This window comes from Solibacillus sp. FSL R5-0691, assembly GCF_037974225.1.
Taxonomy (GTDB): Bacteria; Bacillota; Bacilli; order Bacillales_A; family Planococcaceae; genus Solibacillus.
The window spans coordinates 2,893,883-2,919,809 of sequence record NZ_CP150231.1 but is presented as its reverse complement, the minus strand read 5'-3'; the positions used below and the strand labels follow the sequence as shown (position 1 = coordinate 2,919,809).

The 25,927-nt window shown below is 41.8% G+C and carries 26 protein-coding genes and 1 tRNA gene; 24 read left to right on the top strand and 3 right to left on the bottom strand.

Features of this window, described 5'->3' with window-relative positions:
* Positions 1-225 precede the first annotated feature (225 nt).
* From ppaX to MKY51_RS14630, 16 genes are all read left to right on the top strand, one after another.
* On the top strand, positions 226-867 hold the full coding sequence (gene ppaX, locus MKY51_RS14705; protein WP_339173436.1) for a pyrophosphatase PpaX: 642 nt from the start codon (positions 226-228) through the stop codon (positions 865-867).
* A 2-nt stretch (positions 868-869) separates the two neighbouring features.
* On the top strand, positions 870-1,400 hold the full coding sequence (locus MKY51_RS14700; protein WP_339173435.1) for an acyltransferase: 531 nt from the start codon (positions 870-872) through the stop codon (positions 1,398-1,400).
* A 260-nt stretch (positions 1,401-1,660) separates the two neighbouring features.
* A complete protein-coding gene (locus tag MKY51_RS14695) occupies positions 1,661-2,821 on the top strand; it encodes an ATP phosphoribosyltransferase regulatory subunit (protein WP_339173432.1) in 1,161 nt (386 codons plus the stop codon).
* Positions 2,822-2,825: 4 nt separating this feature from the next.
* Positions 2,826-3,449, top strand: coding sequence for an ATP phosphoribosyltransferase (gene hisG / locus MKY51_RS14690; RefSeq protein ID WP_008406420.1), 624 nt, complete (start codon positions 2,826-2,828; stop codon positions 3,447-3,449).
* 14 nt (positions 3,450-3,463) lie between these two features.
* Positions 3,464-4,744 carry a histidinol dehydrogenase gene (gene hisD / locus MKY51_RS14685; protein WP_339173429.1) on the top strand — a complete coding sequence of 427 codons (1,281 nt, stop codon included), beginning with the start codon at positions 3,464-3,466 and terminating at the stop codon, positions 4,742-4,744.
* Positions 4,744-5,337, top strand: a complete 594-nt coding sequence (gene hisB / locus MKY51_RS14680) for an imidazoleglycerol-phosphate dehydratase HisB (protein WP_339173426.1) — start codon at positions 4,744-4,746, stop codon at positions 5,335-5,337. The genes hisD and hisB overlap by 1 nt, the downstream gene beginning before the upstream one ends.
* Entirely contained in the window at positions 5,334-5,954 is a 621-nt protein-coding gene (hisH, locus tag MKY51_RS14675) for an imidazole glycerol phosphate synthase subunit HisH (protein ID WP_339173424.1), read from the top strand. The genes hisB and hisH overlap by 4 nt, the downstream gene beginning before the upstream one ends.
* Positions 5,948-6,706, top strand: a complete 759-nt coding sequence (hisF, locus tag MKY51_RS14670; RefSeq protein ID WP_339173422.1) for an imidazole glycerol phosphate synthase subunit HisF — start codon at positions 5,948-5,950, stop codon at positions 6,704-6,706. Before hisH ends, hisF begins: the two co-directional genes overlap by 7 nt.
* Positions 6,703-7,320: a bifunctional phosphoribosyl-AMP cyclohydrolase/phosphoribosyl-ATP diphosphatase HisIE gene (gene hisIE, locus MKY51_RS14665; RefSeq protein ID WP_339173420.1), complete on the top strand. Its 618-nt coding sequence runs from the start codon at positions 6,703-6,705 to the stop codon at positions 7,318-7,320. The genes hisF and hisIE overlap by 4 nt, the downstream gene beginning before the upstream one ends.
* Before the next feature lie 370 nt (positions 7,321-7,690).
* Positions 7,691-9,217, top strand: a complete 1,527-nt coding sequence (locus tag MKY51_RS14660) for a tetratricopeptide repeat protein (protein ID WP_339173418.1) — start codon at positions 7,691-7,693, stop codon at positions 9,215-9,217.
* A 76-nt stretch (positions 9,218-9,293) separates the two neighbouring features.
* On the top strand, positions 9,294-10,238 hold the full coding sequence (gene trxB, locus MKY51_RS14655; RefSeq protein WP_339173416.1) for a thioredoxin-disulfide reductase: 945 nt from the start codon (positions 9,294-9,296) through the stop codon (positions 10,236-10,238).
* Between the two features lie 330 nt (positions 10,239-10,568).
* The gene (locus MKY51_RS14650) at positions 10,569-11,039 is read left to right on the top strand and encodes an 8-oxo-dGTP diphosphatase (protein WP_079524437.1); all 471 of its coding nucleotides are present in this window, start codon (positions 10,569-10,571) and stop codon (positions 11,037-11,039) included.
* Between the two features lie 14 nt (positions 11,040-11,053).
* Positions 11,054-11,935 carry an RNase adapter RapZ gene (rapZ, locus tag MKY51_RS14645; protein ID WP_339173413.1) on the top strand — a complete coding sequence of 294 codons (882 nt, stop codon included), beginning with the start codon at positions 11,054-11,056 and terminating at the stop codon, positions 11,933-11,935.
* A gap of 4 nt (positions 11,936-11,939) precedes the next feature.
* Complete coding sequence (locus MKY51_RS14640; RefSeq protein ID WP_339173411.1) at positions 11,940-12,917, top strand: YvcK family protein; 978 nt, start codon at positions 11,940-11,942, stop codon at positions 12,915-12,917.
* Between the two features lie 50 nt (positions 12,918-12,967).
* Entirely contained in the window at positions 12,968-13,909 is a 942-nt protein-coding gene (gene whiA / locus MKY51_RS14635) for a DNA-binding protein WhiA (RefSeq protein WP_339173409.1), read from the top strand.
* A gap of 149 nt (positions 13,910-14,058) precedes the next feature.
* Complete coding sequence (locus MKY51_RS14630) at positions 14,059-14,316, top strand: HPr family phosphocarrier protein (RefSeq protein ID WP_339173406.1); 258 nt, start codon at positions 14,059-14,061, stop codon at positions 14,314-14,316.
* Between the two features lie 282 nt (positions 14,317-14,598).
* Here the strand turns inward: MKY51_RS14630 and clpP are convergent, their stop codons facing one another.
* Entirely contained in the window at positions 14,599-15,189 is a 591-nt protein-coding gene (gene clpP / locus MKY51_RS14625; protein WP_339173403.1) for an ATP-dependent Clp endopeptidase proteolytic subunit ClpP, read from the bottom strand.
* A gap of 187 nt (positions 15,190-15,376) precedes the next feature.
* On the opposite strand from clpP, the gene MKY51_RS14620 reads away from it, so the two are divergent.
* The 5 genes from MKY51_RS14620 to MKY51_RS14600 all read left to right on the top strand — a co-directional run bounded on the left by MKY51_RS14620 (position 15,377) and on the right by MKY51_RS14600 (position 19,420).
* Positions 15,377-15,448 (top strand) — tRNA-Arg (locus MKY51_RS14620).
* A 740-nt stretch (positions 15,449-16,188) separates the two neighbouring features.
* Positions 16,189-16,968 (top strand): basic amino acid ABC transporter substrate-binding protein, encoded by a 780-nt coding sequence (locus tag MKY51_RS14615; protein ID WP_339173400.1) that lies wholly within the window; start codon positions 16,189-16,191, stop codon positions 16,966-16,968.
* Positions 16,969-16,998: 30 nt separating this feature from the next.
* A complete protein-coding gene (locus MKY51_RS14610; RefSeq protein WP_014822776.1) occupies positions 16,999-17,700 on the top strand; it encodes an ABC transporter permease subunit in 702 nt (233 codons plus the stop codon).
* Complete coding sequence (locus MKY51_RS14605; protein ID WP_079524429.1) at positions 17,701-18,423, top strand: amino acid ABC transporter ATP-binding protein; 723 nt, start codon at positions 17,701-17,703, stop codon at positions 18,421-18,423.
* A 202-nt stretch (positions 18,424-18,625) separates the two neighbouring features.
* Positions 18,626-19,420, top strand: coding sequence for a basic amino acid ABC transporter substrate-binding protein (locus tag MKY51_RS14600; RefSeq protein ID WP_339173399.1), 795 nt, complete (start codon positions 18,626-18,628; stop codon positions 19,418-19,420).
* A gap of 58 nt (positions 19,421-19,478) precedes the next feature.
* Here the strand turns inward: MKY51_RS14600 and MKY51_RS14595 are convergent, their stop codons facing one another.
* Together MKY51_RS14595 and MKY51_RS14590 are read right to left on the bottom strand one after the other, a co-directional pair.
* Positions 19,479-19,724, bottom strand: a complete 246-nt coding sequence (locus MKY51_RS14595) for a Parvovirus coat protein VP1-like protein (protein WP_339176650.1) — start codon at positions 19,722-19,724, stop codon at positions 19,479-19,481.
* A 104-nt stretch (positions 19,725-19,828) separates the two neighbouring features.
* The gene (locus MKY51_RS14590; protein WP_339173396.1) at positions 19,829-21,076 is read right to left on the bottom strand and encodes a Zn-dependent hydrolase; all 1,248 of its coding nucleotides are present in this window, start codon (positions 21,074-21,076) and stop codon (positions 19,829-19,831) included.
* Positions 21,077-21,200: 124 nt separating this feature from the next.
* Between MKY51_RS14590 and MKY51_RS14585 the strand changes: the two genes are divergently transcribed.
* From MKY51_RS14585 to MKY51_RS14575, 3 genes are all read left to right on the top strand, one after another.
* On the top strand, positions 21,201-22,739 hold the full coding sequence (locus MKY51_RS14585; RefSeq protein ID WP_339173395.1) for a PucR family transcriptional regulator ligand-binding domain-containing protein: 1,539 nt from the start codon (positions 21,201-21,203) through the stop codon (positions 22,737-22,739).
* 134 nt (positions 22,740-22,873) lie between these two features.
* Positions 22,874-24,229: an aspartate aminotransferase family protein gene (locus MKY51_RS14580; protein WP_339173394.1), complete on the top strand. Its 1,356-nt coding sequence runs from the start codon at positions 22,874-22,876 to the stop codon at positions 24,227-24,229.
* 15 nt (positions 24,230-24,244) lie between these two features.
* Entirely contained in the window at positions 24,245-25,762 is a 1,518-nt protein-coding gene (locus tag MKY51_RS14575; RefSeq protein ID WP_339173392.1) for a CoA-acylating methylmalonate-semialdehyde dehydrogenase, read from the top strand.
* Positions 25,763-25,927 lie beyond the last annotated feature (165 nt).

The following is a 25,927-nucleotide window of genomic DNA, read 5'->3' as shown; positions in this document are numbered from 1 at the left end:
AAACTGCGTTTCCTGCGGGAATAGCGTGAAGCCTGAGACTAGGAACAAAAGCTAAGAACGCCACGTCCTGTGGCAACGCTTTTGTGACCAACATCCTGTTGGCCTCACGCCCGCGGAAAGCGTACTCCTCGGAATGGAAATCAACCTCCTATTATGTAGGGAAATAAATAGTTAACACCGTTTGCATTAGTGCGAGCGGTTTTTTAAAAGGGAGCATTCTTCGGTATGAAAACAAAGGCATTGCTGTTTGATTTTGACGGCACATTATTAAATACAAATGATTTAATCATCCAGACGTTCATGTATATTTTTGACGAAAAATTTCCCGGGCAATATTCGACAGAAGACTGTCTGAGATTCATCGGTCCGTCATTAAAACAGACGTTTGACGAATTAACACCGGGCGAAACCGAAGTAATGATCGGGAAATACAAAGAGTGGAACGCACTGAACCATGACCGTTTAGTAACAAGCTATGATGCAGTAGTCGAAACATTGGAAGAGCTCCACAATTTAGGCATCAAACTGGCGATCGTTTCAACAAAAGCAAGAGAAAGCCTTGCCCGCGGTTTAAAAGTACTTTGTGCGGAACAATTTTTCGATGTCATTGTCGGTTTTGATGATGTGGAACATGTGAAGCCCCATCCGGAACCGGTTCTATTAGCACTCGAAAAGCTGGGTGTCCGTAAAGAAGAAGCGATCATGATTGGCGACAATTCGCATGATATTGAAGGCGGGAAAAATGCAGGGGTCCGAACAGCGGGTGTTGCGTGGTCTGCTAAAGGAGTCGACTATTTAATGTCGTATGAACCGACTTATATGCTTCATCATATGCGTGATTTATTGGATATTGTGAAAGGGGAGTAGGCATGCGCAGAACAGAACGCTACAAAGTTCAAGGTGCGAATTCATTATGGAAAGTTTATAATACGGTTTCTTTTTGGAAAGTGATGAAATGCTTTATCGTTATCCAAATCGGACGGGTTACCCCGGTAATGGCCTGGAAAAACTGGCTGTACCGCTCATTTTTAAAAATGAAAATCGGCAAACAGGCATCTCTGGCATTGATGGTCATGCCGGATTCCATGTTTCCGGAGCGTATTTCAGTCGGAGATAATTCAATCATCGGCTTTAATACGACAATTTTAGCGCATGAGTATTTAATTGAAGAATACCGTCTTGGTGATGTCGAAATTGGCAGCAATGTTATGGTTGGCGCAAACTCGACGATTTTACCGGGTGTGAAAATAGGTGACGGGGCAATCGTTTCTGCGGCGACACTGGTGCATAAAGACGTACCGGCCGGCGCAATGGCAGGCGGCAACCCGATGCGCATTATTTTCACGGCGGAACAAATGGCAGAACGAAAAAAGAATGATACGCCGGTTTGGCAAAATTAAATGTAGCATACCCATCTCCAATTAACGCGGTGATGGGTGTTTTTTTATGTCTTTTCCGTCACATAACTGAATTTGGCAAAAGTTGATGTATAATATGAAAATATATCAGAAAATTAAATCAACTAAATATTTGTGTGAATTCATTGACTACGGTAAAAAGTAGCAGTAAAATACTTTCATACACTAGTGATTTAACACTCTAGTATACTAAAGTGTAGTATACAGAATTTAACCAAGTATAAAAATTAGGATGTGTGAAAATGTCATCGATTAAAATGTTTGAGAAACCACTTGGAATGCGTGATACATTACCGGAAATTTATGAAAAGCTCGAATTAATCCGCTCGACAGGACGAGCAATGCTACGTGAGCGCGGCTATGATTTTATAAAAACACCATCTGTTGAATATTACGATACGGTCGGGAAAGCATCTGCAATTTCCGATGCCCGACTTTTTAAATTGGTTGATAGCCAAGGGAATACCCTTGTACTGCGACCTGATATGACAACACCGATTGCCCGTGTTGCAACATCAAAACTACTGAAAGAGAAAATTCCGCAACGCCTAGCATATTTTGCCAATGTGTTCCGTGCACAGCAGCGTGAAGGTGGGCGCCCCGCTGAATTCGATCAAATGGGAATTGAACTGATCGGTGACAATTCCGTATATGCCGATGCAGAAGTGATCATGACGGCAATCGATTTAGTGAAGGCTTATCAAATTACAGATTTCAAAGTAACGATCGGACATGCAGGCGTATTGAGCTGCATTTTGAAGGACTATACTGAAAGTGATGCACAGGCAGATGATTTAAATGATCTCCTTGTACAACGAAATTTTGTCGGATTTGAAGAAGCGGTACTGGCATTTGATTTGCCGAAAACAAAATCCGATGCACTGTTAGCCTATATTGCGGATGCAATCAGCTTGCCTTCAATTGAAGCAATCGAAAAATATGTGCGCAAAAATGATGCGCTTGAATATATGCGAAACTTGGCAAGAATATTGGATGCTGCCGGTTATGAGGAATACATCGCATTTGATTTCACCTTATCAAGCCATATGAGTTATTACACAGGGATGTTATTTGAAGTGTTTGCTTCAGGTAGCGGATTCCCATTAGGAAATGGCGGACGTTATGACGGCTTAATGCAGCATTTTGGTTCACAGGCCGGTGCAACAGGTTTTGGTTTACGTGTTGACCGTGTATTTGAAGCAATGCCGAAAATCAACGTCGACAAAGATGAAGTGCTTGTATTGTTCACAGCTGAGCGTTTTTCAGAGGCATTACAGGCAGTTCAGCAACTGCGTGAACAAGGAAAGCAAGTAACTTTCCAATCCTATGAAGGCATTGAAAATATCGACGCATTAAAAGCTCACTTTAAAATCGTTAATGAATACAATAGCAGGGAGGCATAATCAAATGACACAGCTAACAATTGCGATGCCAAAAGGCCGTATTTTTGAAGAAGCTTATGAAATGTTGCTGGAGGCTGGCTTTAACCTTCCTGAAGAAGTGGAAATGTCGCGAAAACTTATGATCGAAATACCGGAGGAAAACATCAGCTTCATTTTAGCGAAACCGATGGACGTGCCGGTTTATGTCGAGCATGGGGTTGCGGATATCGGAATTGCGGGTAAAGATGTATTACTTGAGCAGCGCCGAACAGTCCATGAGCTGCTCGATTTAAAAATCAGCGAATGCTATATCGCTTCAGCAGGATTGCCGAATACAACGATTAATGAAATTGCGCCGCGTATTGCGACAAAGTATCCGAATATTGCGATGAAGTATTACAAAGGAATCGGCGAGCAGGTTGAGATTATTGAGCTGAACGGATCGATTGAACTGGCACCGATGATTGGCCTGGCTGATCGCATTGTCGATATCGTTTCAACGGGTCGTACTTTGAAGGAAAACGGCTTAGTGGAATATGAGCATATTGCCGAAGTTTCATCCCGCTTAATTGCGAATCCTGTAAGCTATCGCATGAAGAGTGACCGCATTCAAGATTTAGTGACACGCTTGAAAAAATGTGTGAAATAAGAGGGGCCAACGAGATGAAAATAACAATTTTGGATAACGATATTTCTTTAAAACGCCAACTCGAGCAAGGCAATGAACAGCAGCTGCAAACAGTACGTGAAGTCATTCAGGATGTACGTACTAAAGGTGATGAGGCGATTAAATATTACAGTGAAAAGTGGGACGGTTTTGCACCGGAAAACTTACGCGTAGCCGAAAGTGAAATTGTTGAAGCGGTTAAAAATTTTGACCCGCAATTATACGGTGATTTACAGGAAGCAGCGGATAATATTTATCGCTATCATAAGGAACAAAAACGTAAGGGATTCAAGTTACCGCTAGAGGACGGATCGTATTTAGGGCAACGAATTACACCGCTTGATGCAGTTGGATTGTATGTACCTGGTGGTTCGGCAGCCTATCCTTCTTCTGTATTGATGAATGTCATCCCGGCGCAAGTTGCGGGAGTAAAGCGCATCGTTATTACATCACCAGCAGGGAATGACGGGAAATTGCCGGAAGCGGTACTTGTTGCAGCACATATTTTAGGTGTGACGGAAATTTACAAAGTAGGCGGCGCACAGGCGATTGCTGCATTAGCATACGGTACGGAAACGATTGCCCCGGTAGATAAAATTACAGGTCCGGGCAATATATTCGTCGCATTGGCGAAGCGTGAAGTATTCGGTGAAGTGGCGATTGATATGATTGCCGGTCCATCTGAAATTTGCATTTTAGCGGATGAAAGTGCTTATGCCGATGAAATTGCTGCTGACCTGCTTTCTCAGGCAGAGCATGACACATTAGCATGTGCGGTACTGATCACAACTAGCGATGACTTGGCGGATGCGGTTGCAGATCAGGTCGAGATTCAATTATCGAAATTGCCGAGACAGTCGATTGCACGAAAATCGATTGAAAACTTCGGTCATATATATGTAGCGGAATCTATAAAAGATGCTGTACGTGCTGTGAATTCATTGGCACCTGAGCATCTGGAAGTGATTACGGAAGATGCCGAAAAGGTGTCGGAAATGATTACGCATGCCGGTGCGATTTTTATCGGCCGCTATAGCTCGGAGCCGGTAGGGGATTACTTTGCAGGCACGAACCACGTATTACCGACGAACTCAACAGCGCGTTTTGCTAGTGGCTTGAATGTCGATGATTTTATTAAGCGCACGAGCGTTGTTTATTACAGCGAAAAAACTTGGCAACAAAATGCGCCGAAGATTGCGCGTCTTGCACGACTTGAAGGGTTGGAAGGACATGCAAGAGCGGTAGAATCGCGCGGCTGGGATAAAGGAGAAGAATAATGACACGTTTTGCAAAAATCGATCGCGATACAAATGAAACAAAAATTAAAGTAGAGCTCAATTTAGACGGTACAGGTCAAGCCGACATTAAAACAGGTGTTGGCTTTATGGACCATATGCTCGATTTATTTATTAAGCACGGACTGTTTGACGGCAAAATTCTGGCGGATGGGGATACTTGGATTGATGATCACCATACGACAGAAGATATCGGAATTGTGTTAGGACAAGCATTCCGTGAAGCGTTGGGCGATAAAAAAGGAATCAAACGTTACGGCACGGCATTTGTACCGATGGACGATGCGTTAGCGCAAGTTGTCGTTGACTGCTCAAACCGTCCGCATTTGGAATACCGCGTTACACCGGAGCTCAATGCGAAAGTAGGTAACTTTGATACAGAGCTTGTTCATGAGTTTTTATGGAAGTTTGCACTGGAAGCACGCATTAACCTGCATGTCATCGTCCCTTACGGCCATAATACACACCATATTATTGAAGCGATTTTTAAAGCAACGGCACGTGCATTGGATGCAGCGGTAGAAATCGATCCACGTGTAAAAGGTGTGCCATCAACAAAGGGGCTGTTAACGTGAAGATAGGTGTAATTGATTACGGAATGGGCAATCTGTTTAGTGTCGAACAGGCACTAAAACGATTGGATGTACAAGTCATTGTTTCAAGCGAGATTGAACAGTTGGAAGCAGCAGATGCTTATGTGCTGCCGGGTGTAGGCGCATTTCCGGATGCGATGAAGCGCCTGGAAGAAACGGGTCTCATCAATTTCATTCAAACAACGAAAAAGCCGCTGCTTGGCATTTGCCTTGGCATGCAGCTGATGTTTGAAGAAAGCGATGAAGTGGCGCAAACGAAAGGTCTTGGCATTTTCAAAGGACGTATTCAGCGCTTTACGAATGTTACACGTATTCCGCATATGGGCTGGAACGAGCTGAAGTTAAACCAAACACCAGCATGGTTAAATAATGAAGACTTGCCGCAGGAACGTCATGTCTACTTTGTTCACTCGTACTATGCGAGCGGCATCGATGACATGGAGCTGATCGCCTCAGCTGACTATGAACAGGTTCAAGTACCGGGCATCGTGGCAAAAGATAATTTTACAGGTATGCAGTTCCATCCAGAAAAGTCGGGGCCGTTCGGTGTGTATTTATTGACGGCTTGGACACAGGGAGTGAAAGAGGGCGTATGTTAACAAAACGAATTATTCCATGTCTTGATGTAAAAGAAGGACGTGTTGTAAAAGGGGTACAGTTTGTAGAATTGCGTGATGCAGGCGATCCTGTAGAGTTAGCTAAGTTTTATGATGAGCAAGGCGCCGATGAGCTTGTATTTCTTGATATTTCCGCTTCGCATGAAGGCAGGGAAACGATGGTCGATGTTGTCCGTCAAACAGCAGCGACATTGGCGATTCCGTTTACAGTAGGCGGCGGCATCCGAACGATTGAGGATATGAAGCGCATTTTACGTGCAGGTGCCGATAAAGTATCGGTCAACACTTCAGCACTGGAGCGCCCACAGCTTATTAAAGAAGGCGCGGATTACTTCGGGGCACAATGTATTGTATGTGCAATTGATGCGAGGTACAGTGAAGAAGACGGAACATGGATGGTCTACACACATGGCGGCCGCAATAAAACAGCATGGACAGCAGTTGAATGGGCGAAAGAAGCGGTACGGTTAGGTGCCGGAGAAATTCTCCTTACATCGATGAATCAAGACGGCGAGAAATCTGGCTTTGACCTGGCATTAACAAAAGCGGTACGTGATGCGATAACGGTTCCTGTCATCGCGAGCGGCGGGGCAGGCAATGCTGAACATTTCCGTGAAGTACTGCAGGATGTTGATACAGATGCGGCACTGGCAGCGAGTATTTTCCACTATAAAGAAACGAGCGTAGCAGAAGTGAAAAGCTACTTAAAAGAAAAAGGGGTTCGTGTACGATGAACGTAAAATTTGATGAACAAGGCTTAATTACAGCCGTAGTACAAGATGCACAGTCAAAAGAAGTATTAACAGTAGCTTATATGAACGAAGAATCACTGCAAAAAACGATTGAGACGAATGAAACTTGGTTTTATTCACGTTCTCGCCAGGAGCTTTGGCATAAAGGCGCAACGAGCGGCAACACGCAAAAAGTAGTTTCAATCAAAACGGACTGTGACAAGGATGCACTTGTCATCGAAGTCATCCCAGCAGGTCCTGCCTGTCATAACGGAACAACTTCATGCTTTACTGAAAGTTTGGTAGAAAATGAACGTCCAGGGTCTGTTGCCATTCTTCCGCAGCTTGTCGAAGTGATTAAACAACGTGAAATCGATATGCCTGAAGGGGCGTACACAACGTATTTATTCGATAAAGGGATCGATAAAATCTGTAAAAAAGTCGGCGAAGAGGCGACAGAAGTTGTTATCGGTGCGAAAAACCGTGACGCAGAAGAAGTGAAATGGGAATCAGCCGATCTTCTTTATCACTTATTAGTTCTTCTTCAAGAGCAAAAGGTTAATGTTTATGAAGTACTCGATGTACTGCAAAAACGTCATGAAGGAAAGAAGCAATAATCAAGAACAAATGCGCTAAAGCGCCCGTTCAACTCCGACAGACATTGGAAGGCCCGACGCAAAAGTAAAAGCACCACCACTTTTGCAGGAGGGACTGAAATGGCCGAGGAGTTGGCGCTTTAGCCTAGACGGGACAGCATTTTATTTCTAGATTATTCAAAATGTCAAGATCTAAAATTTTCTTAACAAAAGAAAAATAACACCGCTTTGTCAGACGTGTTTTTAGTACATATGTGCCGGATATGCTATAATAGTAAGAATTGATTAAGGGACCACACCTGTGCGTTCCTTATTTCTTTGTTTACAAACAAATGACCTGCGTATTTGATGATATAGAATGTATTGAACGGAATGACTCGGAGGAATTTTATTGGAAAATAAACGTTTAAAATCAAAAGCTACTAATGTCGTGTCGTTTGTTCCGAATGGTGATTATTATTATAAGAAAGCTTTGAAGGCAATTGAACGAGACGAAATGGATAAAGCATATAAATATATTAAACGCGCGGCGGATTTAAGTCCGGATGACGCGCACGTGTTACTGCAGTACGGAATTCTGGAAATGGAACTGCAAAATTTTGAGCATGCATATGAGTTGATTCACACAGCCTATAGTCTAGAGCCGAATGAATCCGAAATCATTTTCATGCTGGCGGAAGTGTCGGGCTGTATCGGTCATATTGCGGATGCCCAAAAATACGCAGCACAATATTTAGAAATGGAACCGAATGGCGCCTATACGGAAGATGCCTCCGAAATATTGGAGTTTGTCGACTATGTGGGCGAAGAAATGGATGACATGGATGAATTTGATGGGGCGAAGCATGTGGCACAGGAAAAGGCCCGCCGCTATATGGAGCAGGGAGATTTTAAAACGGCAATCGAAATGCTGGAGCAACTTATTGAAGAGTATCCAGACCTTTGGAATGCGTATAATAATCTGGCGTTGGCTTATTTTTATGTCGGAGAAGCGGAACAGGCACGTGCACTTTTATATCGAGTGCTGCGTGAAAACAAAGGCAATCTTCATGCACTTTGCAACTTGGCCGTGTTTGCTTATTACGAAAAGAGCAGTGAAGAGCTGAACGAAATGGTCGGATTACTAAAGAAAATCCAACCGTTCGATTGGGAAAACCGTTACAAGCTCGGCGCGACATTTGCGTTAATCGGGCAATATGAAGAGGCCTACAAATGGCTGCGTTCAATGAGTAAAAAGGGGTATGATGGAGAGCCTGGCTTTTATTTCTGGCTTGCCCAGTCTGCCTACTTCTCAGGACACGAAGCCACTGCAAATGAAGCATGGAAAACGCTTATTCAGCTGGATCCTTCAAAAGAAGGAATGGAACCGTGGGCAAATGGTGAAGGTTCGATTTTACGCAATTCAGCGGAAAATCACCGTGACTTCATCATTCGTCAGCTAACAGATGAACATCAGTCCAGCCGGTTATTCGGCATGTTTTTATTGAAGCGGTCTGCCCATAAACAAGAGATTGTGGCACATCCTTCACTTTTAAATGTCTCGAATTTCACAGCGATCGAAAAGCTTTGCCTGGCATATGCACTGGACTATGATTTCAGCAAAGGCAGCAAGGAAGAACAGCACTTCCTACGCTTTATGGAAGTTGCCGAACTGATTACAGAAACAAATGATTCGATTTCATTGGAAGTCGCGCAAGTGTTAAGTACATGGTTTGCGCTTGGGGAAATTGCATTTGAACAAGGCTATACATTCAAAAATCGCGCGGCGCTTGCTGCTGCTGTTGAATATTCGTTCCATACGGCATTGGAAAACAAAGTGACGAAAAAAGCAGTTGCGGGCAAATATAATATTTCGACTGCCACATTATCGAAGTACAATGATGAGTTATATGAATTTGTACCATCGGACTTTGAATAGGCAGTAAATTTGTATTTACTCAAGCAATCTTATACGATAAAACTATAGAAAAGGTATACGCAAGAGGAGGATCTTCATGTCAGAAGAAAAAATTTATGATGTAGTCATTATCGGAGCAGGTCCAGCAGGTATGACTGCTGCGGTATATGCATCACGCGCTAACTTATCAACATTAATGATTGAACGTGGGATTCCTGGCGGACAAATGGCAAATACAGAAGCAGTGGAAAACTACCCTGGTTTCGATACTATTTTAGGGCCTGAGCTATCGACTAAAATGTTTGAGCACGCAAAAAAATTCGGTGCTGAATATGCTTACGGTGATGTAAATGAAATCATCGATGGTGATGAATACAAAATTATCGTTTCAGGTAAAAAACAATATAAAACACGCACAATTATTATTACTACTGGTGCAGAGTACAAAAAACTGGGCATTCCTGGCGAAACAGAGCTTGGCGGCCGCGGTGTAAGTTACTGTGCTGTATGTGATGGCGCATTCTTCAAACAAAAAAACCTGATCGTTATCGGTGGAGGCGACTCTGCTGTTGAAGAAGGTGTTTACTTAACACGCTTTGCGGATAAAGTAACAATCGTACACCGTCGCGATAAGCTTCGTGCACAAAAGATTTTACAAGATCGTGCATTTGCCAACGAAAAAGTAGACTTCATCTGGAATTCAACTGTGAAAGAAATTCATGAAGTTGACGGTAAAGTAGGCAAAGTGACGTTAGCTTCAACAGTTGACGGTACAGAGTCAGAAATGGAAACAGATGGCGTATTCGTATATGTCGGCATGCTTCCATTAACAGCACCATTTGCTTCACTGAATATTTTAAATGAAGCAGGCTATATTGTAACAAATGAAAAAATGGAAACAGCAATTCCTGGTATTTATGCAGCGGGTGATGTTCGTGAAAAAATGCTGCGTCAAATTGTAACAGCTACAGGTGACGGCAGTATTGCAGCTCAATCTGCTCAACATTACGTAGAAGAAATCAAAGAAAAAATAAATCAATAATTCTTTAACATAAATGTAATCATATCGTTACAAAATAAGGGTATACTAAAAGTGGAATTTGTTTTAACCCCCTTATATTTTTATCCTAAGGTTGTTTCAAGCGGTTTACGCTGAAGCAACCTCTTTTTTTATGGCTTTCCTGCATAAATGCTGGCATTATAAATGAAACGCTTGCTTTTACTGAATGCATAGGACAAGGTATAATAGAAATAAGCTTTAGAAAAACACAATTCGCTTCACGTATAGCGAAATTGTGTCTTTACTTATGTGGAATTTGTGAAATATTATATATTCACTTATCCATTAAATGAAAAAGTTGAGGTGTTGTGTATGCAACGTATTACAAATTTACTCGCTATTAAAGATGGTCAAGTATTATTGCTGCAAAAGCCGAGAAGAGGCTGGTTTGTGGCACCAGGTGGAAAAATGGAGCCAGGAGAGTCCATCTATGACTCGGCTATACGCGAATTTCAGGAAGAGACAAATTTAACACCAAAAGACGTTCATTTAAAAGGCGTATACACAATGGTTATCAAAAATGGAGATACGGTCGTCGATGAGTGGATGCTGTACACATTTATTGCAACAGATGTTGAAGGAACACCATTTGTCGAAACACGGGAAGGCATTTTAAACTGGTATGAAATTGATCGTTTAAAGGATCTTCCGATGGCAGCCGGTGACCGTACGAATTTATTATTTGCAGCGTTAAATAAAGGTACGCAATATGGTACATTTGAATATACAGAGGATTTTGAGCTGATCAGCGAAAAAATCCAAAACTCGACGGAACAAAACTAGAGGAGATGAAATAAGTGGCAAGTTCGAGCTATACACATGAGTTAGTAATTATTACAGGAATGTCAGGGGCGGGCAAAACGGTAGCCGTTCAAAGTTTTGAGGATTTAGGTTATTACTGTGTAGATAATTTACCTCCGGAGCTTTTAACTACTTTTTTAACGCTAATGAAGGGTTCCGAAAAAAAGATTTCACGTATGGCAGTTGTGATGGATTTACGTGGGAGAGAATTTTTTGGCTCATTGATCGAATCGCTCGACGCACTACTGGATGAAGAAGATATTTTACTCCGTATTTTATTTTTGGAATCCGATGATGCCACATTAGTTCGCCGCTATAAAGAATCACGCCGATCACATCCGCTTGCACCTCAGGGATTACCGCTGGAAGGGATTCAGCTGGAGCGCGAATTGCTCTCTGAAGTGAAAGGGCGCGCCAAATCAATCGTCAATACTTCCAAGTTAAAGCCGCGTGAATTACGTGAACGTATCGCCCAAGAGTTCAGCAATATGAGCAGTCCTACGTTTTCACTAAACATTATGTCATTTGGATTTAAGCATGGGCTGCCGATTGATGCTGATTTAGTATTCGATGTTCGTTTTTTAAAAAATCCTTACTATGTTGAAGAGCTGAGACATAAAACAGGGCTACAAACAGAAGTTTCCTCTTACGTATTGGCAACGGAAGAAACACAACAGTTAATTGCCAAACTGACTGACCTGTTCACTTTCATGATTCCCCATTACCGTAATGAAGGCAAATCACAGCTTGTCATCGCTTTCGGCTGTACGGGCGGTCAACATCGCTCCGTTACACTGGCTGAATACTTCGGGAAGCTATTGGCAAAAAATGATCAAGTCATCGTTACACATAGAGATATTAATCATAGGAAGGATTAATGAAATGAAAAAAAAGAGAACAAGAATCGTCGTAATTGGCGGGGGGACAGGCCTTTCTACAATTTTACGCGGTTTGAAGCAGCATCCTTTTGATATAACGGCTATCGTTACGGTTGCTGATGACGGTGGCTCTTCTGGCCGTTTGCGGGATGACTATGATATCCCGCCGCCAGGAGATGTGCGAAATGTAATTGCCGCACTTTCTGACGTAGAGCCGTTAGTCGAGCAAATGTTTCAATACCGCTTTTCCCAATCAAACGATTTAGGCGGTCATTCGCTCGGGAACTTAATGTTGACGGCTTTGACGGAAATTACAGGTGATTTTAACCATGCGATTGCTGAAATGAGCAAAGTACTGAACGTGCACGGAAAGGTCATTCCAGCAGCGAATAAAAAGGTTACGTTACATGCCGAATTGGCGGATGGGTCAGATGTGATAGGCGAGTCGAAAATTCCTTCAGGCCAGGCACCGATTAAACGGGTATACTTGGAGCCGAGTAATCTCAAACCTTTACCTGCTGCAGTTCATGCGATTGAACGGGCAGATTTTATTTTGATTGGACCTGGCAGCCTTTATACGAGCATCATTCCGAATCTATTAGTGAAAGGAATCGGGCAGGCAGTTGTTCGTGCAAAGGGTGAAAAGATTTACATTGCGAATTTAATGACACAGCAAGGTGAAACGAGAAACTTTACTGCGTCAAAACATATTGAAGCAATCCATGAACATGTCGGAGAAGCGTTTATCCAATCGGTACTGATCAATGAAAAGGAGCTGCCTCCTTCGATTTACGAAAATTACCGTGAAGAAAATGCCGAACCTGTAAAGTTTGATATAGAAAGATTGCAAGAAATGGGCATCACTATTATTCCAAAAGAGATCGCCCTTATTGAAAATGGAACAGTACGTCATGATGCGGTAAATCTAGCGGAATGGCTTTGTGAATATACATTACAGAAAAAACAAACAACGCAAGAATAGTAGTATGAAAGAAACACTACATAGGTTGCTGGGAAAGGGGGAGCGAATCCATGTCATTTGCATCTGAAACAAAGAAAGAACTGACGCAGGTAGAAGCGGGTGATAGCAGTTTAAAGGCAGAAGTATCTGCCCTGATACGGATGAACGGTTCGTTAAGTTTTGCGAATCGCCAAATAAGCTTGGACGTACAAACGGAAAATGCGGCAATCGCACGTCGGCTTTATACAATTGTAAAGAAGCTTTATCCATATAATGTCGAGTTGCTTGTGCGGAAAAAGATGCGTCTTAAAAAGAATAATGTGTATATATGCCGTGTTCGGGAAGGCGCACGTGAAATTCTTGCGGATTTAGAAATTGTCTCAAATTCATTTGAGTTTAATCATACGATCGCGAAATCTATCATACCGAAAGAGAATGAACGCCGTGCTTATTTACGTGGTGCCTTTTTGGCAGGAGGCTCGGTGAACAATCCGGAAACCTCTTCCTACCATTTGGAGATTTATTCTTTATATAAGGAGCACGGGGAAGCGTTGGCTGAGCTGATGAACCGGTACGACTTAAATGCGAAGACAATCGAACGTAAAAAAGGTTTTGTCACGTATTTAAAAGAAGCCGAAAAAATTTCGGATTTTATGAATTTAGTCGGTGCTGTACAGGCAATGCTAAAGTTTGAGGATGTGCGGATCATTAGAGATATGCGTAACAGTGTAAACCGTATCGTAAACTGTGAAACAGCCAACTTAAACAAAACAATAGGCGCGGCGTTGAGGCAAGTGGAAAATATCCGCTATATTGATAATGCGGTAGGCCTTGATCAGCTGCCGGAAAAACTGCGTGAAATTGCACGCCTTCGTGTGGAATATCAGGACGTGACATTAAAAGAGCTCGGTGAAATGGTTTCAACTGGCGTTGTCAGTAAATCAGGCGTCAATCATCGTCTGCGCAAAATCGATGAAATCGCGGATGCGCTCCGTCGTGGAGAAAGTATTTAAACTCACAAAAACGGAGCAAGTACATCAAAGCGTAAAAGAAAAAATTGGTAACGATTTCATAAAAGATGTTTCCAATTGTTGTTCTTTTCGGACAATTTCGTTAAGATAAACTTAAAGCGATGAACGGTTGTGAAAGGGAGAATTTCAACATGATTGAAAAACAAGTAGAAGTAAAGTTAAAATCGGGCTTACAAGCAAGACAGGCCGCTTTGTTCGTTCAAGAGGCGAATCGTTATAAAGCAGACGTCTTTTTACAAAAGGATACGAAAAAAGTAAATGCAAAGTCGATCATGGGCATTATGAGCCTGGCTGTTGCTAAAGGCACGGTTGTTACATTATGGGCAGACGGCCATGACGAAGAAAAAGCAATCGACGCACTACAACTTCTAATTGAAAAAGCGGATTAAAGCAAAAGGATAAAGCGCCCGTTCAACTCTTCTAACCATTGGAGGGCCCGATGCAAAAGTAAAAGCTCCACCACTTTTGCATGAGGGACCGAAATGGTGCAAGGAGTTGGCGTTTTATCCTGGACGTGGACAATCCTATTTATTAAAGCAATAAATAAAATGCGATAATGAATTTTATTTGCAAGACAAAAGCACAGCTGTTCAGTACATGAACGGCTGTGCTTATTTTTTTGAACACAAAAAAAGCATACAAGACGAATCTTGTATGCTTGAATGAATCGATTATTTTAATTGGTTACGCTCATAAATTTTATCGATTAGACCGTACTCTAATGCTTGCTCTGCAGACATGAAGTTGTCACGATCTGTGTCGCGTGCTAACGTTTCGTAATCTTGGCCACTGTTTTCAGCCATGATGCGGTTTAATTTTTCACGTAAGTGTAAAATACGTTTCGCAGCGATTTCGATTTCTGTAGCTTGACCTTGTGCTCCGCCAAGTGGTTGGTGAATCATTACTTCAGCGTTAGGTAATGCAACACGCTTGCCTTTTGCACCAGCAGAAAGCAGGAATGCACCCATTGAAGCAGCCATACCGATACAGATTGTTGAAACATCAGGTTTGATGAAGTTCATTGTATCGTAGATCGCCATACCAGAAGTGATCGAGCCACCTGGTGAGTTGATGTACAGGTAGATGTCTTTATCTGGATCTTCAGCTTCTAAAAATAATAGCTGTGCTACGATAGAGTTTGCAACATTATCGTCAATCCCACTACCTAATAAAATGATGCGGTCTTTAAGTAAACGTGAATAGATGTCATATGCACGTTCGCCGCGGTTTGTTTGTTCAATAACTGTAGGAATTAAGTTCATTGAAAAATCCTCCCTTTGTTAAAGCTTATATTCGATTACTTTTGCTGAAATTGACAAATATTTCAGCTGTAAACCTATCATACACGTATTAGTCAGTTATGGTCAAATATAAACTCTGATTTTTACAGTTGAAAATAAGGGGTTCCATCTGTATAATGAAAAAAGTTGCTCATATACTTATTTATATGTCCTCGTGGTGTAATGGATAACACTTCAGATTCCGGTTCTGAGGCTGGGGGTTCGATTCCCTCCGAGGGCGCTTTCTTTTTTAAAGATTATTGATCAGCATGAAGTAAAAATAATCTTTCTCTTCCATTTTTCTACAGTTTATTTTTGACGCTATACTATAAGTTTCCGAAACCGAACTAATTTAAACGCTCTTCACTTAAAAAAACAAAATTTCTTTATAAAAAAGTACATTTCCTACTTGAATTATATGTAGAAAATTAGTACATTATTAAATGTTGTGTTTTTACAAAACTAGTTAGATAGACCATACTATCATGTCCTTTAGGGGGCACCATTTTACTGTTTTAATATACGTTTCAATATCAATTGTAAAAAAACATCTGAGGTTTTTTTGCAATAGAGAATGAAGTTTTAGTAGGATAGAAGGAATCACTGTACCGGTTCTTTTTATCCTTCATTCGTTCTCTAACTAAATAATAATTTCAAGACTGTATGAGAGGAGCTCCTCTTGTGCGGTCTTTTTTTGTTTTAGTAAAAATTATTTATAGAATTAACATATATTATAAAAAACAGGGAATATATGTAATGGAATGTGAGGCTTTTTAGAAGGGGGATACAATAATGAAATAGTAAATGAGTGAATAAATATTAAATTATATGCAAATAAACCGTCAATTTTGTTATATTAATTCATCATACTGCAATAATAATCAATTTTTTAAAAATTAAATGTTGTATATTAATTGTGGAATTAATATAATTGAACATGTTATTAACAAAAAAACTATTACATCCAGGAGGATATTCATAATGAGTACTAGAAAACTATTTAAATGGGCAGCACCTTTAGCAGCAGCTTCGATGATTTTAACAGCGTGTGGAGCAGACGAATCTTCATCAACAGGTGATAAAGAATATAAGAAAATTGTTGCAGGTACGGAAGCTACATATGCACCATTCGAATACTTAGATGATAAAGGCAATGTTGTTGGATTAGATTCAGAGATTTTAGCAGCGATCGGCGAAGAGATGGGCATCGAGACAGAAGTGAAAAATGTAGGCTGGGACTCAATGATGAGCCAAGTAACAAATGGTGAAGTGGATATGGGTGCAGCAGCGATTACAATTACAGATGAGCGTAAACAAACTTATGACTTTACAGATCCTTATTATGAAGCGACGTTATTGATCGTGACAAAAGAAGGTTCGACAGTGGCATCGTTAGAAGATATTAAAGACAAAAAAATCGCGGTGCAAATCAATACGACAGGTCATATCGCAGCTCAGGAACTTCAAGGTGTTGCAAGCTCGAAGATTTTAGCTTATGAAAACTTCTCTGTTGCTTTAACAGAAGTACTGACAGGTGCAGCAGATGCCGCAATCGGTGATAATGCAGTAATTTTAGATTACCTTGAAAACAATCCTGATTCAGGCTTAAAAGCAGTGGAAGATAATTCATTCGAAAAAGATTACTTCGGCTTTATGGTGAAAAAGGGCAACAAAGAGCTATTGGACATTTTAAATGAAGGTCTTCAAAAAATTAAAGACAATGGCAAGCTAGCTGAAATTACAGGTACAGAAATCGAATAAGCTACATTTTAATTTATTGGAGGGTTTCAGATGGATTTTTTTGATTTTTTCCGTTGGGATATAATCTGGAACTACCGTGAACTATATGCAAAAGGACTTTGGGCGACTATTGTTTTAACAGCATGTGGTTATATTGGTGGGATCATATTCGGTCTGGTTTTAGGATTAGGCCAAGTTTCAACAAAAAAGTGGATTTACTGGCCGGCGAAAATCTATGTCGACGTATTCCGTGGTACGCCAATGCTCGTACAATTATTATTAATTCACTTAGCGGTTATTCCGACTATTTTCGGAACATCACAAGGTTGGTGGGTATCGGGTATTGTCGGACTGATTTTAAACAGTGCTGCATATAATGCAGAAATTTTCCGTGCAGGGATCCAGTCGATCGACAAAGGGCAAATGGAAGCTGCAAGGTCTTTAGGATTAACGCAAAGCCAGGCGATGCGCAAAGTTATTTTACCGCAGGCGTTCCGTCGAATGATTCCGCCTTTAGGAAATGAATTTATCGCACTGTTAAAAGATTCTTCACTTGTAACGGTAATCGCCGGAGCCGAAATTTTATACGTAAGTAAAGTAGTAGCCGGAACGTATCAGCGTTTCTGGGAGCCGTATTTATTCGCGGCGTTCCTATACCTTGTATTGACGTATGCTGTAACGAAGCTCATTGCATTTATCGAAAGACGAGTGGATATCAATTACAACCCACGTAAGAAAAAGGAGCGCGCGTAAATGATTAAAGTAGAAAACTTACACAAGCATTTTGGCAAGCTCGAAGTGTTAAAAGGGATCGATTATGAAGTACATGAAAAAGAGGTAGTTTGTGTCATCGGGCCATCTGGTTCCGGGAAATCAACGTTTCTTCGCTGCATGAATTTGCTGGAAGAAGTTACGGATGGGGCAATCTATATAGAAGGTACTAAAATAAATGATCCGAAAACAAATATTAACGAGATCCGTACAGAAGTAGGAATGGTGTTCCAGCAGTTCAACCTATTCCCGCATATGTCGGTGATCGATAATATTACGATGGCGCCAATGCAAATCCGCCAGCTGAACAAGGCGGATGCCGAAAAACTGGCACTGGAGCTATTGGACAAGGTCGGTTTGCGTGAAAAGGCATATAACTATCCGCAGCAGTTATCAGGCGGTCAGCAGCAGCGTGTAGCGATTGCCCGTGCGCTGGCGATGAAGCCGAAAGTGATGCTGTTTGACGAACCGACGTCAGCCCTTGACCCGGAAATGGTGAAAGAGGTTCTGGAAGTAATGAAGAATCTTGCAAAAGAAGGGATGACAATGGTTGTCGTAACGCATGAAATGGGCTTCGCACGTGAAGTCGGTGACCGTGTACTGTTCATGGATGGCGGCTATATCGTAGAGCAAGGGCATCCGGATGAAGTATTCGGCAACCCGCAAAACGAACGTACAAAAGCCTTTTTAGGAAAAGTTCTATAAAAGCAGTGGGGACTATCTTCTATTATGATGAATAGTAGAGGGTAGTTTTTTTATTTAGTAGAGAGCACAGATGGTTGGAATGCTGGGGAGGCGACTCCTTGGTGGATTTTTATAACGTAAACTATCAGAAGATTTAGAATTCCATATTGTGTGGCTCTACTAAAAAATGTATAATCTTAACAAAAATAGAGGGGGTTTTATAATGTTCAAGACGAAGAAATTTTTAATAACAATGCTGCTAATGACATTAACGATCATTTTAGCCGCATGCGGAACATCAGACGATGAAACATCAGGAAGTGCAACAGCCGGAGAAGGTGGCGGTAAAAAGCTGCTAGTCGGAACAGAAGCAACATTTGCCCCATTTGAATCAATGAATGACAAAGGTGAGATTGTCGGAATCGATGTGGATATTATGAACGCAATCGGTGAAGAAATCGGTTCGGAAGTCGAGTTCCGAAATGTCGGTTGGGAGCCGGTATTCCAACAAATTACGAACGGTGAACTGGACTTAGGTGCTTCAGGCATCACAATTACAGAAGAGCGTAAAGAAACGTATGACTTCACAGATCCATATTATGAAGCGTCATTGATGATCGTTGTAAAAGAAGATTCACCAATCGAAACATTGGATGAGTTAAAAGATCAAAAAATCTCGGTTCAAATTAATACAACCGGCCATATTGCCGCACAAAATCTGCAAGGAAAATCAAGCTCAAAAATTTTAGCTTATGAAAACCAGCCAGTGGCATTCCAGGAAGTAATCAATGGTGCAACAGCAGCAGCGATCGGCGATAATGCCGTTGTAATCGAATACTTAAAGAACAATCCGAATTCAGGACTAAAAGCGATCGAATCGGATCAGTTCGAAAAAGAATATTACGGCTTCATGGTGAAAAAAGGGAACAAAGAATTATTAGACCGCTTAAATGAAGGCTTAGCAAAAATTAAAGAAAACGGTAAGTTAGAGGAAATTACAGGTCAGAAGATTGATTAATTAATTGAAAACACAGGCATGAAACCTTTTGAAAAGGAATTCATGCCTGTGTTTTAGTTTATATTAGAAAGTTCTTTAACCGAATTGCTCTAGAAAATAAATTTGCGTCCCTCCCCATTTTCGTTGAGGGGTTTTTGTATTGATTTAAACATTGCTGGAAAATTGCGTCACAATATCGTTTATCATATCCACTTGCATAGCAAGCATCATGGTTCAGACAGCAATTATCTACTTCATTCGTTGGTGCACCAGGTCCAGTGCATCCCGGACCGCAGTAGCGGTAACCAGGAAAGCAGAACCCCATAGCAGGACGTCTCATCATCCCACCTCCTTCTAGTAGGTTCCATATATAGTATGTTCACCTAATAAGAAGAGGAGGGCAATCCTATTAATTTCATCATAAAACCATTACTTTACACTAGCAGACTTTACGGGTGACACCGAAGATTCAGCTACTTTCAATACCGCATTCAGAAGGACATCCGCACCTTTTGAACATTCTTCGTAGGAAGTATATTCATCTTCGCGGTGACTGTAGCCTTTCGCACTTGGAACGAAAATCATCGTAGAAGGAATGTACTGTGCAATAAATTGAGCATCGTGGCCGGCACCGCTGAACATATGATGGCGTGAATACCCGAGTTCATCTGTGCTTGCTGCTACAGCATGGACAACTTCCGGTGCGAAATACACCGTATCCCGGCTCCATAGTTTTTCGTAGCTCAGCTCGCAGTTTTCGATTTCTTTTGGCAGGTCAAAAATAATTTGCTCCACTTGCTGAATGACTGCCGGGTCCTGATGGCGGGATTCCAACGAGAAGGTTACGTTGCTCGGGATGACTGTATGAATGTTTGGGTAGGCATTGATGCGTCCGATTGTATAAACAAGATCTTCAGGAAGCTGTTTTAATTTATTTTGCAGGATCGAAATGATTTGCATCGCGGCAAACATACTGTCTTTACGCATGGAAATAGGGGTAGTGCCCGCATGGTTTGATTCGCCGGTTAACGTAATGTCATAGCATACCATGCCAAGTACGCCTTCCACGACACCAATCTCTTTTTTATAATGTTCCAGCACGGGACCTTGTTCAATATGAAGCTCCAAATAGGCATGGGCCTCTGTCAGACGATTTGCAGCGTCGCCTTCATAGCCGCTTTCTTTCAGGGCTTGTTCAAATGTTACCCCTTTAGGGTCAGTTGAAGCGAGCATCTTTTCCTTTTCGAATTTTCCTGAAAGAACACCTGAAGCCATTAATGACGGTTCAAAACGTGCACCTTCTTCATTTGTGAAGTTTACGATAGTAATAGGATGATTCAGTTCAAGTTTTTCATCAATAATTGTTTGGACGGCTTCCAGTGCAGTTAAAACACCAAGCACTCCATCGAAGCGTCCGCCTTTAATGACTGAATCCAAGTGTGAGCCGATGACAATCGGTAAATTATCGGAGTTGGAAGGAAGTGTTGCATACATTGTGCCCATATCATCGACCGTTACGATCATACCGAGCTGTTCGCAAATTTCCTTGAATTTGTTGCGCGCGAGAATATCTTCGGGAGATAGGCTTAAACGTGTGACACCGTTATTTTCTGTAGCCCCAAATTGGCTGAATAAATCAATCATGTTTTGAAGTCGTTCGCGATTTGTTTTTAACATAAATGTCCCCCTTAAATTCAATAATATATAAACATTAGCACTAGCATATAACAAATTAATATATACTTAATGTAAAATGTTACAATAATTGTATGGACGAATTGTTAATGATAGGGGGCTGCTTATGTTAACCGTAAAAGAAGTTCTAAATCGAAAGTACTTTGAATCAGCGAAGGTTGTCGCAGGTCAAACCGGCTTAAATCATGCAATCAAATGGATTCATATATTGGAAGTAACCGATGTGAAGCAGCTTATTAGAGGAAATGAGCTCATTTTGACGACAGGCGTCACTTTAAAAGATAATGAACAAGGCTTTTTGAATTTTGTGAAGCAACTTAGCGATTTGCAGGTAGCCGGGCTTTGTATTGAGCTGGGGATGTATATTCAAACCGTTCCGGAAAGTGTTATGAATCTGGCAGATGAACTGGATTTCCCGCTCATCGTTTTTCAGGAGATTGTCCCGTTTGTCGGCATTACGCAAGATTTGCATACAGCAATCATTCATCAGCAATACGATATTTTAAGGCAGCTCGAAGATTATTCCCAGAAGATCAACAATTATGTTTTGAAAGTAAATGATAAAGTAAAGATTTTGCAGTATATGCAAAAGTATTTGAATGTGGATATTTATTTTGATGTGAAAAGAGGAGCAAGTCTCGCAATCCCGGATAAAAAGATTGAAAATTGCAAAAATTACATTGACCGTTTAAGTAGTAAGCATAAAGCAAGTATTGAAGTGAATTTATTTGATCAGTTGTACGGCACGGTTTATATCTACTCGGAAAAAAGAGAAATGACGGAGTTGGATTTGCTTATTTTGGACCGTACAGTCGTTACGCTTTCGCAATTTATTTTAAGAGATTTATATATTGAAGAAAAACTGGAGAACGAGAACCGGAAATTTTTCGAAAAGTGGCTTGATGGTGAAAACAGCGATGACGAGCTGCTTTATTTTATCGAAGAGATCGATCAGAAATTGAAGCATAATGGCTGGATGGTTATGATTCATCAGCTGAGAAGGAAAAATGCGAAGAAAGATTTAACGAACTATAAAATCAATCTTCGTCAGGCGCTGCAGAAGGAAGGGTTTTACACATTTATTGTCGAGCAGTCCCAATATTTGATTTTCATCGTCAATGACCTGTCTCAGGGAGCTACGTATAAAGAGCGGATGAACCGTGTGATGAATGAGATGATCCAGCAAAATAAACAGGACATGCTGATCGCTGTTGGGAAATATGTTTCGCATTACAATGAATTGAAGGAAAGCTATCAAACCGCGCAGGAAACATTGCAGATTCGGATGAAACATATGGAGCTTTCGTATTTTTACGATGAATTGGTGCTGTACCATATGGTGAAAGTGCTGCAAAACAACAACAGTCTCATGCAGGCGGCGAAAGAAAAAATCGAAAAGCTCAGCCAGTATGACTGCAAGCACAATGCAAATCTGATCCAAACGCTCGATGTGTATTTTCAGTGTAACGGACTGAAAAAGGAAACAGCCGAAAAACTGTTCATCGTTCGCCAAACCCTTTATCACCGCCTGGAAAAGGTGGAGCAAATTATCGGCAATGATTTTATGAAGTACGAAAACCGCCTCTGCCTGGAGATTATGCTGCTTATGACGAAGCATAATTATTATGAGGGTGTGAAGGTTTAGGAGGCGTGGTCTAGTAAGCTCTTTGGCCTTAATGTGAAATCGAGTTCAACATCCATTTGACACAATGTATAATGCCCTTATTCTTCCAATAAGCGAAAATAGAAATAGAGTTTAGGAATGTAGGAGGGAAATGCATGAGCCAATATGTAGAGTATAACTGGAAAGCAGATGACGAAAAACATGTATGGCACTCGATGAAGCCTTATAACCCGGAAGCAACATTTATCGTTGAGCGAGCGGAAGGGGCTTGGCTGACAGACATCGATGGCAATAAATATTTAGATGCAATGGCAGGGCTTTGGTGTACAAATATTGGTTATGGTCGTAAGGAGATTGCCGACACAGCTTACGAGCAAATGCTTAAAAATTCTTATACACCGCTAACGAACGGACACACACCGGCGATTTTACTGAGCCAGAAAATCAGTGAGCTGCTTGGTGATGAATATGTTGTCTTCTATTCGAACAGCGGATCGGAAGCAAATGAAGTGGCGTTTAAAGTGGCAAGACAATATCATCAGCAAAAAGGTGATACGAACCGCTATAAAATCATTTCCCGCTACCGTGCTTATCATGGAAGTTCAATGGGCGCATTGGCAGCAACAGGCCAAGCGCAGCGTAAATATAAATACGAGCCGCTTGCACCCGGCTTTTTACATGTAGCACCACCTGATCAGTACCGCAATCCGGAAGAAGCGGTCGATGGTGAGGCTACGACATTGCCAAGTGTGAAAAACATCGACCAAGTAATGACTTGGGAAATGTCCGAAACGATCGCCGCGGTCATTATGGAGCCGATCATTACAGGTGGCGGTGTCATCATGCCGAATGAAGATTACTTGAAAGGCGTAAAGGAAGTGTGCGAAAAACACGGTGCGCTGCTGATAGTTGACGAAGTGATCAATGGTTTTGGGCGTACAGGTAAAGCGTTCGGATTCCAGAACTACGGCATTAAGCCGGATATTGTGACGATGGCTAAAGGGTTAACAAGTGCCTACATGCCGTTATCAGCAACTGCAATCCGCCGTGAAATTTACGAGCAGTTTGTCGCAAACGGGGAATATGAATTTTTCCGTCATATTAATACATTTGGCGGTTCACCGGTCGCTTGTGCGGTCGCACTAAAAAACATTGAAATTATGGAGCGCGAAAATTTATTCGAACAATCCGTTGTCCTCGGAGAATCGCTGAAGCGCACATTGAAAGAAAATCTCGAGGATCATCCTTATGTGGGCGATATCCGCGGTAAAGGGTTACTGATCGGGATTGAGCTTGTTGAAAATAAGGAAACGAAGGCACCGCTTGATGTTGAGCGCGTTAATGCAGTGATTGCCTACTGTAAGAAAAAGGGTGTCATTATCGGGAAAAACGGTGTAACGGTAGCGAACTTCAATAACGTATTAACACTGTCACCGCCGCTTTCAATTTCTTTGGAGGAAAAGGACCTGATTGCCAATACAGTGATTGAAGCAGTGAACAGTATTAAATAAAGGGGGATCTTCATAATGACAGAAGCAGTTTCGGTAAAAAAATTAACACATTTTATCAATGGGGAATTGGTCGAAGGCAAAAGCAACAACTATTCGAAAGTTTATAACCCGACGACAGGCGAAGTAATTGCCGAAGTTCCGATTGCGACAGCTGAAGAAACACGTGAAGCCATTGCAGCAGCAAAAGCGGCTTTCCCGGCATGGCGTGATTTATCTGTTGCGAAGCGTGCGGAAGTATTGATGCGTTTCCGATTTTTACTGACAGAAAATATGGATCAGCTGTTGGATATTATTTGTACGGAGAGCGGGAAAACGTTGGAGGATGCGCGCGGTGAAGTGACTCGTGCACTGGAATCGGTTGACTTGGCAATCGGTGCGCCACATCTGGTGAAAGGGGAATATTCGGTAAATGTAGGTGGTCAAATCAATGCCTACTCTGCGAAATATCCTTTAGGTGTCGTGGCGGCGATTTCGCCATTCAACTTCCCAATCATGGTGCCGTTAGCGCAAACATCGATGGCGGTTGCTGTCGGGAATGCGGTTATTTTAAAGGCATCTGAAAAGGTACCGATGACTTCACTGTTTGTTAGTGAACTGTGGAAAAAAGCAGGACTGCCGGACGGGATCTGGACAGTAGTGAACGGCAGTAAAGAGGCGGTAAATGAGCTGCTGGAAAACCCGACTGTTCAGGCGATTTCATTTGTCGGCTCAACACCTGTTGCGAAATATATTTATGAAACGGGTTCAAAATACGGCAAGCGTGTAACGGCTCTAGGCGGCGGGAAAAACAATATGGTTGTTATGCCGGATGCAGATTTAGAGCAAGTAGCGAACGCGTTTATCGGTGCAGCATACGGCGCGGCGTCTCAACGCTGCATGGCGATTTCAACGATTATGCCGGTTGGTGAAGAGACGGCTGACCGACTAGTAGCGATTTTGAAAGAGAAAATCAGCAACTTAAAAGTGGGCAGCTATAAAGAAGAGGGCACGGATTTTGGTCCGGTCATTTCAAAAGAATCGAAAGAGAATATTTTAAAAGCCATCGATCTAGCCGAACGTCAAGGGGCGACGGTTGTAGTGGATGGCCGTGAACTGGATATCGTGAAAAACTCGGAAGGCTTCTTCGTTGGTCCGACATTGCTGGACAATATTACGAAGGAGATGGAAATTTTCGATGAGGAAGTTTTCGGTCCGGCTCGTAATGTCGTGCGCGTAAACTCGCTGGCGGAAGCGATTGATTTCATTAATGGTCAGGATCTGGCGAATGGGGTTACGATTTTCACGAACGATGGTGCGGCAGCGCGCAAGTTTACAATGGAGATCGATGTCGGCATGGTCGGCGTCAATGTACCGATTCCAATCCCTGTCGGCTATCATAACTTTGCCGGCTTCAAAGGTTCGCGCTTTGGTGAAGGGCATATGTTTGGTCCGGATCAGGCCCGATTCTTTACGAAAACGAAAACAGTATCGGAACGCTGGCCAGACACAACAGAAACGACAGCATCGACATTCGCTTTCCCTAGCAATAACTAAAATACATGAAGAAACAGCTTAATTCCAGGATGTGGGGTTAGGCTGTTTTTTAATTGGGTGTTTTATTAGAACATTTGCGGCGGATATTAGAAGAAGTTGGCCGGTTATTAGAACAGTTCGCGAATTTAGTAGAAGATTGAGTAGTAATAAGGTTAGCGGACCCTG